17 protein-coding genes are annotated in these 17,393 nt (G+C 61.5%); 16 read left to right on the forward strand and 1 reads right to left on the reverse strand.

The features are described from left to right. The first annotated feature begins 152 nt into the window (after positions 1-152). The 9 genes from ACQ4WY_RS08385 to ACQ4WY_RS08425 all read left to right on the forward strand — a co-directional run bounded on the left by ACQ4WY_RS08385 (position 153) and on the right by ACQ4WY_RS08425 (position 9,269). Positions 153-791, forward strand: coding sequence for a DNRLRE domain-containing protein (locus ACQ4WY_RS08385; protein WP_436503603.1), 639 nt, complete (start codon positions 153-155; stop codon positions 789-791). Positions 792-1,313: 522 nt separating this feature from the next. Further along, entirely contained in the window at positions 1,314-2,807 is a 1,494-nt protein-coding gene (locus ACQ4WY_RS08390) for a flagellin N-terminal helical domain-containing protein (RefSeq protein ID WP_436503604.1), read from the forward strand. A gap of 84 nt (positions 2,808-2,891) precedes the next feature. Continuing rightward, positions 2,892-3,263: a flagellar protein FlaG gene (locus ACQ4WY_RS08395; protein WP_436503605.1), complete on the forward strand. Its 372-nt coding sequence runs from the start codon at positions 2,892-2,894 to the stop codon at positions 3,261-3,263. Between the two features lie 229 nt (positions 3,264-3,492). Beyond that, positions 3,493-6,174, forward strand: a complete 2,682-nt coding sequence (gene fliD, locus ACQ4WY_RS08400; RefSeq protein WP_436503606.1) for a flagellar filament capping protein FliD — start codon at positions 3,493-3,495, stop codon at positions 6,172-6,174. A 22-nt stretch (positions 6,175-6,196) separates the two neighbouring features. Further along, positions 6,197-6,643 (forward strand): flagellar export chaperone FliS, encoded by a 447-nt coding sequence (gene fliS / locus ACQ4WY_RS08405; RefSeq protein WP_436503607.1) that lies wholly within the window; start codon positions 6,197-6,199, stop codon positions 6,641-6,643. Positions 6,644-6,646: 3 nt separating this feature from the next. After that, positions 6,647-6,973 (forward strand): flagellar protein FliT, encoded by a 327-nt coding sequence (locus ACQ4WY_RS08410; protein WP_436503608.1) that lies wholly within the window; start codon positions 6,647-6,649, stop codon positions 6,971-6,973. A 26-nt stretch (positions 6,974-6,999) separates the two neighbouring features. Beyond that, the gene (fliK, locus tag ACQ4WY_RS08415; protein ID WP_436503609.1) at positions 7,000-8,178 is read left to right on the forward strand and encodes a flagellar hook-length control protein FliK; all 1,179 of its coding nucleotides are present in this window, start codon (positions 7,000-7,002) and stop codon (positions 8,176-8,178) included. Further along, positions 8,171-8,497 (forward strand): EscU/YscU/HrcU family type III secretion system export apparatus switch protein, encoded by a 327-nt coding sequence (locus tag ACQ4WY_RS08420; RefSeq protein ID WP_035821344.1) that lies wholly within the window; start codon positions 8,171-8,173, stop codon positions 8,495-8,497. Before fliK ends, ACQ4WY_RS08420 begins: the two co-directional genes overlap by 8 nt. 25 nt (positions 8,498-8,522) lie before the next feature. Next, positions 8,523-9,269, forward strand: coding sequence for a flagellar brake protein (locus ACQ4WY_RS08425; protein ID WP_436503610.1), 747 nt, complete (start codon positions 8,523-8,525; stop codon positions 9,267-9,269). A gap of 139 nt (positions 9,270-9,408) precedes the next feature. On the opposite strand, the gene fliE is transcribed toward ACQ4WY_RS08425, so the two are convergent. Continuing rightward, the gene (gene fliE, locus ACQ4WY_RS08430) at positions 9,409-9,750 is read right to left on the reverse strand and encodes a flagellar hook-basal body complex protein FliE (RefSeq protein ID WP_034787105.1); all 342 of its coding nucleotides are present in this window, start codon (positions 9,748-9,750) and stop codon (positions 9,409-9,411) included. A gap of 289 nt (positions 9,751-10,039) precedes the next feature. Between fliE and fliF the strand changes: the two genes are divergently transcribed. The 7 genes from fliF (at position 10,040) to fliL (ending at position 17,393) form a co-directional block, all read left to right on the forward strand. Further along, a complete protein-coding gene (gene fliF / locus ACQ4WY_RS08435; RefSeq protein WP_353660381.1) occupies positions 10,040-11,755 on the forward strand; it encodes a flagellar basal-body MS-ring/collar protein FliF in 1,716 nt (571 codons plus the stop codon). Next, positions 11,748-12,746: a flagellar motor switch protein FliG gene (gene fliG / locus ACQ4WY_RS08440; RefSeq protein ID WP_034754023.1), complete on the forward strand. Its 999-nt coding sequence runs from the start codon at positions 11,748-11,750 to the stop codon at positions 12,744-12,746. Before fliF ends, fliG begins: the two co-directional genes overlap by 8 nt. Before the next feature lie 43 nt (positions 12,747-12,789). Then, a complete protein-coding gene (locus tag ACQ4WY_RS08445) occupies positions 12,790-13,503 on the forward strand; it encodes a flagellar assembly protein FliH (protein ID WP_353660961.1) in 714 nt (237 codons plus the stop codon). Between the two features lie 89 nt (positions 13,504-13,592). Then, positions 13,593-14,909, forward strand: a complete 1,317-nt coding sequence (fliI, locus tag ACQ4WY_RS08450; RefSeq protein ID WP_226939863.1) for a flagellar protein export ATPase FliI — start codon at positions 13,593-13,595, stop codon at positions 14,907-14,909. A gap of 32 nt (positions 14,910-14,941) precedes the next feature. Further along, the gene (gene fliJ / locus ACQ4WY_RS08455) at positions 14,942-15,382 is read left to right on the forward strand and encodes a flagellar export protein FliJ (protein WP_035821358.1); all 441 of its coding nucleotides are present in this window, start codon (positions 14,942-14,944) and stop codon (positions 15,380-15,382) included. A 19-nt stretch (positions 15,383-15,401) separates the two neighbouring features. Beyond that, positions 15,402-16,694, forward strand: a complete 1,293-nt coding sequence (locus ACQ4WY_RS08460; protein WP_436503611.1) for a flagellar hook-length control protein FliK — start codon at positions 15,402-15,404, stop codon at positions 16,692-16,694. 186 nt (positions 16,695-16,880) lie between these two features. Then, a complete protein-coding gene (gene fliL, locus ACQ4WY_RS08465; RefSeq protein ID WP_353660379.1) occupies positions 16,881-17,393 on the forward strand; it encodes a flagellar basal body-associated protein FliL in 513 nt (170 codons plus the stop codon).

The raw sequence follows: 17,393 nt of genomic DNA on the forward strand, positions 1-17,393 counted from the left end.
AAAGTCAGGCGCGACAAATAACATTCTCGCATGCGGGGATTGGTTTAAATTTAATTAAAACCCCACTCCAAAAGACTTGCATGAATATAAAAATATATGCGAAAATTATTTTTTGGCAACATTAACACCAAATAGAAAAAGGATGGCATGGAATGAAGTCTTCAATATTAAGCAGCATAGCATTTTCTCTCATTATGCTTTTCCTGCAAAGCCATGCGGCAGCGGCAGTCCAAGAAATCACAGTAAAGAATAGCAATGAAGTGACCCTGTTTTATAACACCCGAAATTTCACCACCTCTCCATACTACACTCCATTCTCCGGCAATATCGATCAAGTGGGTTTTCATCGTTTCTTTCAGAACTTCACGCTCCCTGAATACATCCCGGGTTCCACGTTAAGCTCGGCAACCCTGAATTTCTCATATGAGAAGCTGTACTCGAATCCCCTTCAGCTGTTTGGAACTGCCGGGAACGCGGCCAGTTTCGACTGGTATAAACAGCCGGCAACAACAACGGGCGTACTTGGCCTGATACAAAAAAACGATGCATGGACGAGCGGGCAAATTGACGTCACCGACTTCATTAATAATGCTTATAAAACTGGAAATACAGCCGGTTTTCTCATACGTTCATCAGTGGAAGATAAAAACTTCACCGATGTCGCTCGATTCGCTTCTGCCCAGTCCCTTAACCTGACTTTCACGCCGTCGATCCCGGAACCGGAAACCTATGCCATGTTACTGATAGGCTTGGGTCTGATTGGCGTCGCAACGCGCCGCAAACGCGCCTGAAACAGCGCAACAGCTAGCATCAGGAACGGTCGCTGTAGCGACCGCTCATGATGGAGCGAAAGAAAAATTTCATCGCCTGGCCTCCAAGCCTCCGGCGCCTCAAGGCACCACTATCACCGCCAGATCCAGGCCGGTATCCTGCGCAGCGCAGCGGCCCCTTTTCTCCGGATGGCATCCCCGCATTGCCAGCGAATTTTCCCAGAAAAAATTGTCTCTGCAAGGCCGCGACGGCAGAATGATTCCAAAAACGCAATGGAAATCTTTTTTTCTCGCCCACCCGGCAAGAAAACCCCTGCAAATAAAATTATTTTCACCCTCAAGTTTCTTTAAATCATGTCGTCTAGCGCGCGGCCGGCGGCAAACTGAAGGGCTAAAAATTAAAATTTAAAGCTCTTTTCGCCATAAATTTTCCTGCAGAGCAACCGTTACCCTAAACAACAGCGGCTTGATTGTCCCGGAACAGCGGGGCAGGCCAAAGTGACTAGCACATAGCGCAATGTAGTACCTGTTTGGAGAATTATCATGGCTGCAGTAATTAATACCAACATCTCGTCCCTGAATTCGCAACGCAACCTGTCGACCTCGCAGTCGGCCCTGAGCACCTCGCTGCAACGCCTGTCCTCCGGCTTCCGCATCAACAGCGCCAAGGATGATGCTGCTGGTCTCGCGATTTCCGACCGCATGACGTCGCAAATCCGCGGCATGACCCAAGCCACCCGCAATGCCAACGACGGCGTCTCGCTGGCTCAGACGGCTGAAGGCGCGTTGGCAAGCTCGGGCGACATTCTGCAACGCATTCGCGAACTGGCCGTGCAATCGTCGAACTCGACGAACTCGTCGAGCGACCGCCAGGCGCTGCAAACCGAGGTAGGTCAACTGGGTTCGGAATTGAACCGTATCGCCCAAACCACCTCGTTCAACGGCCAGGCGCTGCTGGACGGCACCATGGGTACGGCCAACTTCCAGGTCGGCGCAGATGCCAATCAGCTGATTTCGGCCAGCGGCGCGAACTTCCTGACCAATACCTACGGCAACAACCGTATCGCCAACGATGCATCGGCTGTCAAGAATGATGCTCTGGGCAATGCTGTCGTCGGCAAGCTGACGATTTCCGGCTCCATCGGCACCACGACCGTCGACACGACGGCGGCAGCAGCCGGTGTCAAAGGCAGCACGGCCAAATCCGTCGCCGCTGACATCAACAGCCAAACGGGAAAAACAGGCGTGACCGCTTCGGCACAAACGGACGTGAACTTGAACTTGGGCGCCGAATCGTATTCGTTCGCCATCGGTTCGGATAACGCCGCGCCAGTCACCGTGTCATTCGCCGTCAGCGGCACGGCGTCGACCGCAGCTGACTATGCTGCAGGCATCAACGCCATCAATGCCCAAACGGCCAAGACCGGCGTGACCGCCCAGTACGACAGCGTCAACAAGGGCATGAAGCTGACCAATGCATCGGGTGAAAACATCGCCCTGACGCAAGGCACGACGGCCAACAACAAGTTCGAAGTGCTTGGCTACAAGGCCGACGGAAACGTTCAAGCCGCCGCAAATATGGTTGACAACAAGGCCGCAGCCGCAGCCGCCACCATCAACGGCCGCGTGACCTTCGACTCGCAAAACAGCTTCTCGGTAACGGAAACCACCACCACCGGTCTGGCGATTGGTAAAGGGACGGCGCAAGGTTCGACCCTGAACTCCGTATCGACCCTGGACGTGACGACGTTTGACGGCGCGCAGCTGGCACTGAAAATTGCCGATGCAGCACTGGCAACGGTGAACGGCCAACGCGCACAGTACGGCGCTTTGCAATCGCGCTTCTCGTCGGCGATTTCCAACCTGCAATCGACCACGGAAAACCTGTCCGCATCGCGCAGCCGCATCGTCGATACCGACTTTGCAGCGGAAACGGCCAACATGACCCGCGGCCAGATCCTGCAACAAGCTGGTACAGCCATGCTGGCGCAAGCGAACTCGCTGCCAAACGGCGTCCTGAGCCTGCTGCGCGGCTAATCTCCGATTAGTCAGGCAACAGCGCAGGACTCTGATTCCCCTGCCGGATTTTTTCGGCAGGGGAATTTTCACTAGGAGAGCACCATGACTATCGACACGATAGCGGCCGCCTCCGCGGCCCGGATAGACAAGAATTATGTGTCTGCGGACACGCCGGCAGCACGCCCGGCAGCGCCACGCACGGCCACGGAAAACGACACGGTTGCACCACAGCAAGCGAGCAAGGAACCCAGCCGCGAGCAGTTGAACAAGGCAGTATCGGAGCTGAACCAGTCGTCGCAGATGAAGACGCAAGGCCTGGAATTTTCCATCGACGAAGACAGCCAGCGTACGGTCGTCAAGGTCATCGACCAGGAAACCAAGGAAGTACTGCGCCAGATTCCTACTCGCGAAGCGCTGGAACTGGCCAAGACCTTTGACTCATCCAAAGGTTCGTTGATCAGTCAAAGCGCCTAATGATGGCATGGCATATGGACATGCGACATCGTGGCTGCAGGCATCAGCGTGACCACGGGGCCCGATAGCCTAGCTATCCGGCCCCGTCTTTATTGCAGCTCAAGCAACACTCCCCTGTCTCTTCCCCGTTTTTTTACTCCCGCTGAAAACAGCGCGGTAAATCCCCCTCTCAAGTCCTGATTGATTCTGCCGATAACAGCTTATATTAGCGTTTTCCTAGGAGTATTCAGTGGCCATCACCCCTACAGTATCATCCATCGGCATCGGCGCCGGCGCCAGCGGCCTGGATGTGAATGCCCTCATCGACAAGCTGATGACGGCCGAAGCGGCCCCACTGGGTACTTTTGACAAGAAAACGGCCTCTTACCAGGCCAAGCTCAGCGCGATGGGCACGCTGAGTGGCGCCGTCAGCACCTTCCAGAATTCGCTGTCGGCGTTGTCCAATACAAATAATTTCCGCGCCGTCAGCGCCACACCCGCCGATCCCCTGGTGCTATCAGCCAGTGCTGGCGCCAAGGCCGTGGCCGGCAACTACAACATCAATGTCACGCAGCTGGCCCAGTCGCAGACCCTGATGTCGGGCGGCATGGCCAGCAAGCTGTCGACCATCGGGCTGGGCAGCAAGACGACGATTTCCTTCCAGCTAGGCTCGCTTACCGGCGGCACCTTCGGCTTGAACGGCACCGCCCTGGGCGCCACCACGGCGCAGACGGGCATCAGCAACGGCTCATTGATACTCAACGGCACCGCCATCCCCACGGACGCCAGCACCAAGAGCGCGCGCGCCCTGGCCGATGCCATCAACGCCAAGAGCAGCACCACGGGCGTAACGGCCACCGCTCAGCCGACATCGAGCAGCGCGACCATGTTCAGCGGCTTCGGCAGCGTCGAAACGGGCGCGGACGGTACCTACTCGCTGTCGGTGGGCGGTATCGAGATCGTTACCCAGGGTAACGGCGTCACCGCAGGCACCGGCATTACTGCCGCCTCGCTCGACACGACGCTCGAGGGCCCGAATGCCGTCTCGAATGCGCTGGCCGCGGCCAACATCACCGTCACCGGCAAGGCCGCCGACGGCACACTGAAATTTACGCGCGCCGACGGTTCCAACCTCAACATCGAAGAAGTGGTGACGGGCTCGGTCAAGGGCGGCATCGGCCATGCCTCGAACTCGGTCAATGACGGGTCGAACGTAACGGTCACCAGCACCATCAACCTGGCCTCGAGCAATGCCAGCCCGATCACCATCGCCGGCAGCAATCCGGCCGCCGCCGGACTGACGGCAGGCTCCGGTGGCGCCTACATGAACACCAACTTTACCCAGGACGGCACGCAGGCGACGGGCACGGTGGTGATCGACGCCACCAACAACAGCTTGCAAGGCATCCGCGACGCCATCAATAACGCGGGCTTGGGCGTGACCGCCAGCATCGTCTCGGACGGCACGGACAAGCCCTACCATCTGGTCTTGAGCTCGTCGAAGACGGGCGCCAACTCGTCCATGAAAATCTCGCTGAGCGGCAGCGACGGCCTGCCGCCGGACAGCGCCCTGAACGACTTGCTGTCCTACGATGCGGGCGGCACCCAGAACCTGAAACAGAACAGCGCCGCGCAAAACACAAACTTCAGCGTCAACGGCATCGCCATCACCAGCGCGTCCAACAGTGTCGATACGGCCATCGAAGGCGTGACCCTGGGCATTGCCAAGGTCGGCAGCACCAGCTTGTCGGTGCAGAAAGATACCTCCACCGTCAAGACCAGCATCAATACCTTCGTCAAGGCCTATAACGACCTGAATACGGCGATGGCCAAGATGACGGCCTATGATCCGGAAACCAAGAAGGGCGGCGTCCTGCTGGGGGACTCCACCGCGCAATCGATCCAGAGCCAGTTGCGCAAGCAGCTGGGTGCACCCATTACCGGTTTGAACAGCAGTTTGAGCACCTTGAGCCAGGTCGGCATCTCCTTTCAAAAAGATGGCAGCCTGACCCTGGACTCCAGCAAGCTCGACAAAGCCATCAGCGCCAACTTCACCGACATCGCCGGCCTGTTTTCCGCACTCGGCAAGGCCACCGACAGCAACGTCGCCTTTACCAGCTCGACTGCCGCAACCAAGCCAGGCAGCTATGAATTGACGATCACCACGATGGCCAGCCAGGGCTCGATCACCTCGGCCGCGGTCATGCCGGCCACCACGACGATAGGCAGCGATACCACGTGGAGCATCACGCTCAACGATACCGAGCCCAGCGCTGCCAAGAATACGGCCCAGGTCGTCATTCCTGCCGGGACGTACACTCCGGCCCAGATGGCTTCTATCATCCAGTCATCGATCAACGGCGTGAAGTCCTTTTCCGACACCGGCTCCACCGTGTCCGCTTCCATCGACGGTACGGGCAAAATGGTACTGGCATCGAGCCGCTATGGTTCCGTCTCGAATATCGCCATCAGCAGCGGCACCGGCACGGCGCCAACCGACCTGTTCGGCGCATCCGCGCCCGTCAAGGGCGCAGACGTGGCTGGCACCCTGGGCGGACAACCGGTGATCGGTTCGGGCCAGACCCTGACGGGCGCCGCCGGCTCGCCGGCCGAGGGCTTGAAGATTGAAGTCACGGGCGGCATCACCGGTTCGCGCGGCACCGTCAGCTTCTCGCAAGGCTATGCGTATCAGTTGAATAACCTGGCCACCTCCTTCCTCGGCACGGACGGCATGATCACCAACCGTTCCAAGGGCCTCAACGAAACGATCAAGAACATCGCGACGCAACGCGACAAGTTCAGTAACAAACTGAACGACATCGAAACGCGCTACCGCGCCCAGTACTCGCGCCTCGACGTGACGCTGAGCAAATTGACGTCCACGCAAAATTATTTGACCCAGCAGCTGGCCGCCATCGCCGCCAACCGTTAAGCCCAATCATCAGGAGAATTAAATGTTTGGAACCCAACAACGCGGCGTCAACGCCTATGCCAAGGTCGGTCTGGAAACGGGTATCGGCGCGGCCTCGCCGCACAAGCTGATCGTGATGCTGTACGACGGCGCCCTGGTGGCCGTGCTCAGCGCGCAGATGCACATGAATTCAGGCAACATCCCGGAAAAGGGCAAGTCGATCTCGAAAGCCATCCAGATCATCGACAATGGCTTGCGCGCCAGCCTGGACAAGGAAGCGGGCGGCCAGATCGCCGAAGGCCTCGACGCCCTGTATGAATACATGAGCGCGCGCCTGCTGGCGGCCAACATCCGCAACGACCTTGGCATGCTGGAAGAAGTGCAGCGCCTGCTGACCGACCTGCGCGAAACCTGGAACGCCATAGGCGCCACGCCCGCCGCCGTGCCTGGCGCCGATCTGAAACGTATACCCAGCCTTGCGAGCGCCTGAGCCATGATGACGAATCAAGAAGTCCTGACCACTTACGAAGCCGTGCAGACCCTGACGGGCCAGATGGTGACCGCCGCCACCAACGCCGACTGGGATGAACTGGAAGCGCTGGAACAGCGTATCAGCGCGCATGTGGCCGCGCTGAAGGCGAATGAAGAAAAAGTCGTGCTGGAAAGCGCTGGCCGCCAGCGCAAGGTCGCCCTGATCAAGCAGATCCTGGAAGACGACCGCAAGATCCGCGACCTCACCATGCCGTGGATGGCGCAATTGTCCAAGCTGATCAGCAGCACCGGCACTGAGCGGCGCCTGGCCAACGCCTACGGCGTCTAAACGCCCACGGGGCAAGGTTACCTATCATGTTGCCGAAGATGGATGTGATCGGCATGACGCCCCTGACCCCGGTCAAGGCCACGCGGGCGGGCGATGCCGTCGCCGACCCGCGCCAGGCCGAGTTCCAGCGCTCGCTGCAGGGACTGATCGGCAAATCCATGCAAGGACAGGTGCTGGCCCGCATGGGTGACGGCAGCTTCCTGGTGCGCGTGGCCGGTACGCCGGCCCGCATGCAGCTGCCCGCCGGCGCCCAGCCGGGCACGGAAATCCCGCTGACCTTGATCGGCATCAATCCCCGCCCCTCTTTTCAAATCGGCAATAACCGCGACCAGCCCGCCAACGCCCTGCTGACGTATGCGGACGCGGATGCCGAGCCCGAGGCTGCCGACCTGCGCGGTCCCCAGCCAGGCGCCGCCCAGGCGGGCACGCGCGCCAGCAGCACGGCCGCCACCCTGCTCAGCCGCGCGCCCCTGACGCCAGCCAATTTGCTGCCCGCCCTGGCCGGCGACACGCCTGCGCCCGAGCTGAGCACCACCGCGCGCGCCATCAGCACGGTGCTCAGCCAGGCGGAAAGCGTGCCCGGCGCGCCCCTGTCCCTGGTCGGCAAGACGCCGCTGATGGCCACGCCTGGCGCCGCCCCGGCGCAAGTGGCCCAGAAACTGCAGGATGCGGTTGGCAGCAGCGGCCTGTTCTATGAATCGCATGTGGCGGAATGGGCCGAAGGCAAGCGGCCGCTGGCGTCACTGCTGCTGGAGCCGCAAATGCAGAAGGCGGCACAGGGCGACGTGGCCAGAACGGGGACCGACCTGGCTTCGGCGCAACTGATCAATTTGCAGCTGCATACGCACGAACAGGCGCGCGTGCAGTGGCAGGGCGAAGCCTGGCCCGGCCAGAAGATGCAGTGGGATATCAGCAAGGATGCGCCGGAAGGACAACAGCACGAAGGGCGCGACGGCGACGAGGAAGCGACGGCCTGGCGCAGCAATGTGCGCTTCCAGTTCCCCCTGCTGGGCGACCTGGCCGCGCACGTGGTCTTGCAGGGCGGCCGCGTGCACATCCAGCTGCAAGCGGGCAGCGAAGGCAGCGCCGACACATTGCGCCAGCATGCGGCGCGGCTGGAAGCGTCGCTAGCCGCAGCCGGCTGGCCCTTGTCGTCGTTGACGATCGCCGGCAAGCCGGAGGCGGCTGGAGAAGATGATGCTTGACGACACCAAGCGCAAGGTGCCGCAGACGGCCGTCGCGCTGGCCTACCAGAGCGGCACGCCGGCGCCCAAGGTGGTGGCCAAGGGCAGCGGCCTGATCGCGGACCAGATCATCAGCACGGCGCGCGAACACGGCGTCTTCGTGCATGAATCGAAGGAATTGGTGGCACTGCTGATGGATGTCGACCTGGACCGCCAGATTCCACCCGGCCTGTATCGGGCGATTGCGGAACTGCTGGCCTGGTTATATCATATTGAATCTGCGAATGGCGGGCCCATCCCGCCCCCGCCCGACACCAGCGTCAACCTCACCGATACATAGACAGGCATCAATGCAAGCACATATTATGGATTCCGGCCTCGAAAACTGGCATGATTTTGAAGTGGAATCGCGGCGGGAAATCATCGCCTTGCTGCGTAGCATCGGCGAAAAGAACCAGCTGATCCGCATGCTGATCCACGGTGAATCCGATGTGTGCGTCACTTCCATCCTGGACGTCGACGCGGAACACAATACCGTCATCCTCGACCGTTCCGTGAACGCCGACCAGAACCGGCGCATGGTGGCCGCCAAGGGCATCTCGTTTGAAACCTCGCTCGACAAGATCCGCATCCTGTTTGCCAGCGCCCTGGTGGAAGAGTGCAATTACGGCGGCACGCCCGCCTTGAAAATTGCCATCCCAGAAACACTGATCCGCTTGCAGCGGCGCGAGTATTACCGCATGACGACGCCCGTGAGCAATCCCGTGCGTGTCTCGATTCCCCTGCCTCCCTCGCTGGGCGGCGCCGACACGCTGTTCCCGCTGGCCGACATCAGCTGCGGCGGCATCGCCATCCTCGACAATAAATTGATGCTGGGCGAGACCATCGGCAGGGACTATCCCGGCTGCCGCATCGACTTGCCCGACGTCGGCATCGTCACCGCAACTTTGCAAATTCGCAATTCGCTGGACATGACCTTGCTGAACAACAAACTGAACCGCCGACTCGGCTGCCAGTTCGTCGACCTGCCGCGCAGCATGCTGGCGCACGTGCAGCGCTATATCACGCGACTGGAACGTGAACGTAATGCGCGGATGGCGGGGTTAGGCTAAGGAAGTACTTAAGGCCACAAAACGTCCCGCCAAAGCGTAGCGAGCGGCGATGATTTGCGGCCGAGACGCGCAGCTGTACTGAAGTACAGCGAGCATCGCAGGCCGCAAAGGGCGCCGCGCAGTAGCTTTGGTGCGACGTTTACACCTGCATGTTCATGATCTCATGATATGCCGAGACTAATTTATTTCGCACCTGCACCGTCGCCTGGAATTCGATGCTCGACTTTTGCATCGACACCATCACGTCCGACAGGCTGACCTTTTCGTCGCCCATGGTAAAGCGCTGGCCCAGTGCCGACGACGCCTTTTGCGCGCCGCTCACGGAGTCCAGCGCGCTCTTGAAGGCATCGGCAAAATTCACCTTCGCCGCCGGCATCTCGGTCTGGATCGCCGGTATTTTCGCCTCCGGCCGCGTGGCCGCCGACTTCAGTTGCGCGATCATCGCCTCGATCCTGCTGCTATCGATACCGCCTGTTTTCACTTTGCCTCCCGATTCTGGTCTGCTGCATAACTGTTCCTTGCCTGTTGCACCCAGAGAACAAAACCCTGGCTTGCAAGGCAACGACGGGTACAATAACTTCCGTCACATGTTGCCAGGGTTCCACAATAACAGCGCCAACGCCAGCCGCTCGGCCGAGCAGGCGGCAAAAGCGCCTTCTATTTGGACGATTGAAGTGCGTGACAGTGGCGGATAATTCTGCATATCGCCCCCTCCTCCTGAGGAAGCGGCCCCCACTCATTACCAAACATACGCGCCCTGGAAGGCAATCATGGCTGTAGCCGAAGAAATCGATGTAAACCGCATACCGCCTGAACCGGCGCCTGCCCGCTCGCCCGTGGAGTCCGTGCAAGCGTTCGCCAAGACGCCGATGGGCAAGAATTTCCTGCGCGGCCTGGGCGTGGCGGCGCTCGTCGCCATCGGCGTGGCCCTGTACATGTGGAACCAGCCGCCCGAATACAAAGTCCTGTTCTCCAACTACACGGACCGCGACGGCGGCGCCATCACCGCGTCGCTGGACCAGCTGGGCATCAAGCACAAGTTTTCCGAAGGCGGCGGCGCCATTCTCGTGCCGTCCGAGCAAGTCCACGATGCACGCCTGAAACTGGCCGCGCAAGGCTTGCCGAAGGGCGGCAACGTGGGTTTCGAGCTGATGGAAAACCAGAAACTGGGCGTGTCGCAATTCCTTGAACAGGTCAATTTCCAGCGCGCGCTGGAAGGCGAACTGGCGAAATCGATCGAATCGGTGTCCGCCGTCGACACGGCGCGCGTCCACCTGGCCCTGCCCAAGCCGTCCGTCTTCGTGCGCGAGCAGCAAAAACCGACGGCGTCCGTGCTGCTGAACCTGCATCCAGGCCGCGGCCTGGACCAGTTGCAGGTGAGCGCCATCGTGCATCTGGTGGCGTCGAGCGTGCCGGAATTGCTGCCGATCAATGTCACCGTGGTCGACCAGGCCGGCACCTTGCTGTCGAACCAGGAAAAAGACAAGGACCGCGCCAACGGCATCAAGAGCCTGGACCCGAACCAGTTAAAGTACGTGCAGCAATTGCAGCAAAGCGTAATCAAGCAGGTCGAATCGATCTTGCTGCCCATCGTCGGCGAAGGCAATGTGCGCGCCGAAGCGACGGCTGACGTGGATTTCTCGCAAAGCGAGCAGGCCGCCGAAACCTACAAGCCGAATTCGCCGCCGGAAGCGTCCACCATCCGCAGCCAGCAAACGAGCGAATCGACGGGCGCCGGCAATGCCAACCCGTCCGGCGTGCCGGGCGCGCTGTCGAACCAGCCGCCAGGCGTGGCGACGGCGCCATTGACGGCCGAGGCGCCAGGCGCCCCGGGCGGCGCGCCGACGGCGCCAACGCAAAAGGAATCGACGACGAATTATGAAGTTGACAAGACCGTGCGCTACGAGCAGAAATCCATGGGCGGCTTGCGCCGCCTGTCGGTAGCCGTCGTCGTCAACTACCGCCGCAGCTTCGACAAGGATGGCAAGGTCACGGTCAAGCCGATTTCCCCTGCCGAAATGGTCCAGATCAATAATCTGGTCAAGGAAGCGATGGGCTACAACAAGGAACGCGGCGACAGCTTCAGCGTGGCCAACTCGCCCTTCGACGGCATCGACCGCGCGCCGGAAGGCAAGCTGGAGTGGTGGCGTGACCCGGCCAACTTGCCGCTGGCCAAGGAACTGGCGAAATTCCTCATCACGGCCCTGATCCTGCTGTATATCTTCATCAAGATCGTGCGTCCGATGCTGCGCCCCGTGATGCGCAAGATCGACGATTTCGGCGCGCCGCCGCCCGTCATCGAGCCGGAACTGGTCAAGGACGGCGAAGAAAACGAAGTCCTGCTCAGCGAAGCGGAACTGGAAGAACTGGAAGAAGACACGGCCCGCGGTTATCGCGAAAACCTGGCGATGGCCCGAAAACTGGCGCAGGAAGACCCGCGCGTGGTAGCCAACGTAATCAAAGCATGGATAGGCAATAATGACTGAGACAACGGGACTGCAAAAAGCATCGATCCTGATGCTGGCACTGGGCGAGAGCGAAGCGGCCGAGGTCATGAAATTCCTCGGCCCGCGCGAAGTGCTGAAACTGGGCGCCGCCATGGCCACCATGAAGGGCATCGCGCACGAACAGGTGGTCGAGGTGCTCGGCGACTTCCGCGCGCAGACGGAACTCAATTCCACCGTCGGCCTCGATTCGGACGAATACATCCGGCAAGTTCTCACCAAGGCGCTGGGCGACGACAAGGCTTCCGTGCTGCTGTCGCGCATCCTGGGCGGCAAGGATGCGTCCGGCATCGAATCGCTGAAATGGATGGATTCGCAATCCGTGTCCGAGCTGATCCGCAACGAACACCCGCAGATCATCGCCACCATCCTGGTCCACCTGGAACGCGACCAGGCTTGCGAAATCCTCGGCCATTTCACGGACCGCCTACGCAACGACGTGGTCTTGCGCATCGCCACCCTGGACGGCGTGCAGCCGGCGGCCTTGCGCGAACTCAACGATGTGCTGACGAAACTGCTGTCGGGTAACGAAAACATCAAAAAATCGTCGCTGGGCGGCGTGCGTGCGGCGGCCGAGATCTTGAACTTCATGAGCGGCGAGCAAGAAGGCTCCGTCATGGACAATATCAAGAATTACGACAACGACATGGCGCAAAAGATCATGGACGAAATGTTCGTGTTCGACAACGTGATCGATATCGACGACCGTGGCATCCAGTTGCTGCTGCGCGAAGTACAGTCGGAAATGCTGATCATCGCCCTGAAAGGCGCCTCGCAAGAGCTGCGCGACAAGATCTTCAAGAACATGTCGCAGCGCGCCGGCGAGATGATGCGCGAAGACCTGGAATCGAAAGGCCCCGTGCGCCTGTCGGAAGTGGAATCGCAGCAGAAGCAGATCCTGCAAATCGTGCGCCGCCTGGCGGACGAAGGGCAGATAGTACTGGGTGGAAAAGGCGAGGATTCGTTTGTCTAATTTAATACCCAAAGAGCAGCAAACCGCGTACCAGCGCTGGGAAATGACCTCGTTTGGCGACGAGCGCCCCAGCGTGGTGGCGGCGCGCAAGCTGCTCGAACCGGACCCCGAACCCGAGCTCGACCCGGAAGTTGATCCGTACGGCGAATTGCACGAGGAAGAGCTGGCCCCGCCGCTCGAATACCCGACGCAGGAAGAACTCGACGCCATCCGCGAGGAAGCACGCGCCACGGCCTTCGACGAAGGCCGCGCCGCCGGCTATGCGGAAGGCCACGCGGCCGGGCATGCCGATGGTCATGCGCAATCGTATGCGGAAGGCAAGGCGGCCTCTGCTGTGGAACTGGCGCATCTGCAAACCATCGCCGTCGACTTCGGCACGGCCGTGCACCAGGCCGATGAACTGATCGCCAATGACGTGATGGAACTGGCCCTGCAACTGGCCAAGGGCATGCTGAAGACGGCCTTGCCCGTGCGCCCCGAGCTGATGCTGCCGATGGTGCGCGAAGCCATCGAATACTTGCCTGTGCTGCAACAGCCGGCCTTGCTGATGCTCAACCCGGAAGACGCGCAAGTGGTGCGCGACGGCATCGGTGACGAACTCGACAAGGGTGGCTGGCGTGTCATCGAAGACCCCAGCGTGGAACGCGGCGGTTGCAAGATCGACACGGCCAGCAACCAGATCGACGCGCAGACGTCCACCCGCTGGCACCGCCTGACGCATGCGCTGGGCAAGGACCTGGACTGGCTGGCGCCGTGAGCGAGCCCGTCAAAGGCCCCACTGCCCATGCGGCGCGCTGGCGCGCCTACCTGAACGACTGTTCGGCCGTGGTCGGCTTTGTCGAACCGATGCAAATTTCGGGCCGGGTCACACGCGTGGCCGGCCTGGTGATGGAAGCCGTGGGCCTGCGCCTGGCCGTCGGCGCCGCCTGTACCGTGCCGCTGCCGAATGGCGGCCGGGTCGAGGCGGAAGTGGTGGGTTTTGAAGGCGAACGCCTGTTTTTGATGCCGCAAAGCGACGTCGAGGGCATCGTGCCCGGCACGCGCGTGTTTTCCGTCGAACCGGCCATCCCCCGCCCCGGCAGCGTGGCGCACCCGCGCCGCCGCCCCAGCGACCGCGCGCGCCACCTGCCCGTGGGACCGCAACTGCTGGGCCGCGTGCTCGATGGCGCGGGACGGCCGCTTGATCAGCTGGGCCCGCTGCATACGACCGATAGCGCTCCCATCAATGTACGCCCCGCCAATCCCCTGGGCCGCGCGCCCATCGTCGATACGCTCGACGTGGGCGTGCGCTCGATCAATGCCATGCTGACCGTGGGCCGTGGCCAGCGCATGGGCCTGTTCGCTGGTTCCGGCGTGGGCAAGAGCGTGCTGCTGGGCATGATGGCCCGCTACACGGAAGCGGACGTGATCGTCGTCGGCCTGATCGGTGAACGGGGCCGCGAGGTGAAGGAATTCATCGAGCAAATCCTCGGCGCCGAAGGCCTGGCCCGTTCCGTCGTCGTGGCCGCGCCGGCCGACACGCCCCCCCTGATGCGTTTGCAAGGGGCCGCGTATGCGACGGCCATTGCCGAGTATTTCCGCGACCAGGGGCAAAACGTGCTGTTGATCATGGATTCGCTGACCCGCTACGCCATGGCGCAGCGCGAAATCGCCCTGGCCATTGGCGAACCGCCCGCCACCAAGGGCTATCCGCCGTCCGTCTTCGCCAAGCTGCCCGTGCTGGTGGAGCGGGCCGGCAATGGCGAGGAAGGCGGCGGCTCGATCACGGCCTTCTATACCGTGCTGACCGAGGGCGACGACCAGCAGGACCCGATCGCCGATTCGGCGCGCGCGATTCTCGACGGACATATCGTGCTGAACCGCCGCCTGGCCGAAGCGGGACACTATCCGGCCATCGACATCGAGCAATCGATCTCGCGCGCCGCCCACTCGATCACCACGCATGAACATCAGCAGCAGGCGCGCAAGCTGAAACAGCTGTATTCGCGCTATGAACGCAGCCGCGACCTGATCAGCGTGGGCGCCTACAGCGCCGGCACCGATCCCGTGCTGGACCAGGCCATCGCCCTGCATGAAAAGATCGAAGCGTTTTTGCAACAGCAAATTACGGAGCGGGTCAGCATGGACGAGAGCTTGGGGCAACTTACCGCTCTATTCGACTGATTAGGGCTTGCATAGCGGGAATATAATCAGCCATGGCTTCTCCTTCCCAACTTGCAACCCTGATCGACCTTGCCCAGCGCGAAACGGATGACTGCGCCAAGCGCCTGGGCGCGGCCTTGAAAGCGCTCGATGATTGCCGCCAGAAGCTCGACATGCTGTCCGGCTACCGCGACGACTATGCCAAGCGCTTCGAAGCGAGCATGAGCAGCGGCATTACGCCCATGGCTTACCGCAACTTCCAGGCCTTCATGGTCAAGCTCGACAGCGCCATCCTGGGCCAGCAGCAAGTGGTCGAGCATGCGCAAGCGCGCAGCGACAATGAAAAGATGCGCTGGCAGTTGGCCGAACGCAAGCGCATGTCGTACACCACCCTGAACAACCGGGCGCAGGAACAGGCGCTGAAGCTGGAAAACAAGCGCGACCAGAAAGCAATGGATGAGCACGCGGCGCGACAAGCCTATTACAAACGCTAAGCAACACTAAGGCAGCATCATGCAAACCCAGCCAACCCCGATTTCCCAGATTATCTCGCCCAACGCCACGCCGGGCGCCGCCAACCGCAGCCAGCCGTCCACCAGCGGCACGGCGGGCGACTTCCAGCGCACCCTGAACCGCCAGATCGAGCAACGCCAGGCCAGCCGCAATATGGCGCAGGCGCAAGCGCAAATACAAGCGCCTGCGCCGGCGCCCCGCCCCGCCAGCCCTGCGGCCACACAGGCCCCCGCCCAGGCGCCAGCAAGCGAAGCGAAACCGGCGCAAGCGGGCGCCGAACCGGCAGCCAGCAGCGAACAGCCGCCCGCGCCAGTTGCCGAGGCGGCCACGCCCGCTACTGCCGACAGCGCCACGGCCGAGGCCAGCGTGCCCGCCGTCCCCACCGAAACAGTCACGCCGCCAGCCGATCCGGCCGCCGAAATGCTGGCCCTGGTAGGCAGCATCCAGCTGGCCATCCAGCCGCCAGCGGCCAAGGCCGTGCCAGAACTGCCCGCGCGCGCCAGCGTCAAGGCCGAGGGCAAGAACCCGGCAACAGGGCCCTTGCTGGCAGCCGGCCAGGGCAGCGGCAAGGCCGCCGCCACCGTCATCGCACAGACCGACAGCGGCGACTTTGCCGACAGCCTGGGCCAGGCCCAGGGCAAGACAGCCGCCACACAAGGCAGCAGCGTGCCGGCCGGCAAGGCCGAACCTGGCAAGCTGGCCATCGACGCGCAACTGGCAGCGAGCGCCAAGGCGGGCACCGCCGTGGCCGAACCGATCCTCAAGGAAACGCCTGCCGACCTGAGCCGCCTGGCGGCCCAGTTGCAGCCGGGCGCGCTGCAGCAGGCGGCCGCCGCTGTAGCCGTCCCGGCCGACAAACTGACGGGCCGGGTCGGCACGCCAGCCTGGGACCAGCAACTGGGACAGAAAGTCGTGTGGATGGCGGCCGGCGGCGACCAGAGCGCCACTCTGACGCTGAATCCGCCCGACCTGGGACCTGTGCAAGTGGTACTGACGGTTACCAATGACCAGGCCGATGCTGCCTTCATGTCGGCCCAGCCGGAAGTGCGCCAGGCGCTGGAAGCGGCCATGCCGCGCCTGCGCGAGATGATGAGCGAAGCGGGCATCGCCTTTGGCAGCGCCACCGTCTCGGCCGGCACGCCGGAACAGCAGGAGCAGGGTAACCGGGAAGCATCTGGCGGACGCCGTGGCAATGGCCAGGGCGGCGGCGCATCGGGTGGCGAGATTGCCATCGCGCCGGCAGTTGGCGGACGCAGCCGGCCCAGCCTGAGTGCCGTGGATACCTTTGCCTGAGGCCAATTCGTCGTCTACACGCCACTGGCGCGCCCCGCGGCGTAACTTTTCGTATAAAAACAGCGAGTTGAGGGCGCTTCCGCCCTCTTTTCACTGCATCCTTCTGCGCAGAATTTGCCGATAATGACATAATGGCGTCGTGATCCACTTCCATGCACTCGAGTACCATTGAAAGCAAATCCAAAAATGAAAGCAGATCCGAAAGCAGATGCAGGCCTGGCTCCCGCCGGCGCCTCGAAAAAGAAGCTTCTGATCATCGTGCTGGCCTCGGTGCTGGTGGCTGGCGCTATCGGTGGCGGTGCCGCCTGGTTCTTCCTGCATGGCAAGGCCGATAAAGAAGAATCGGCGCCCAGCAAGAAAAAACATGCCGCTTCCAAGGCAGGTCCGCCCGTCTTCGTGCCCATCGATGCCTTCACCGTCAACTTGCAACCGGAAAATGGCGAGCAATACCTGCAAATCGCGTTTACCTTGCAGGCCAGCAGCCCGGAAGAAATGGACTTGATCAAGGTCAACATGCCGAAAGTGCGCAGCCGCTTGCTGTTGCTGCTGTCCGGCAAGAAGGCATCCGAACTCAATACCGTGGAAGGCAAGCAGCAACTGGCGGCCGAAATCATCAATCAGGTGAACCAGCCGTTCGAGGACAAAGGGCCGGAGCAGGACGTGACGGACGTATTATTTACCGCATTCATCATTCAATAA

The sequence above is a fragment of the Janthinobacterium salmonicoloratum genome, assembly GCF_051380845.1.
Lineage (GTDB): Bacteria > Pseudomonadota > Gammaproteobacteria > Burkholderiales > Burkholderiaceae_D > Janthinobacterium > Janthinobacterium lividum_F.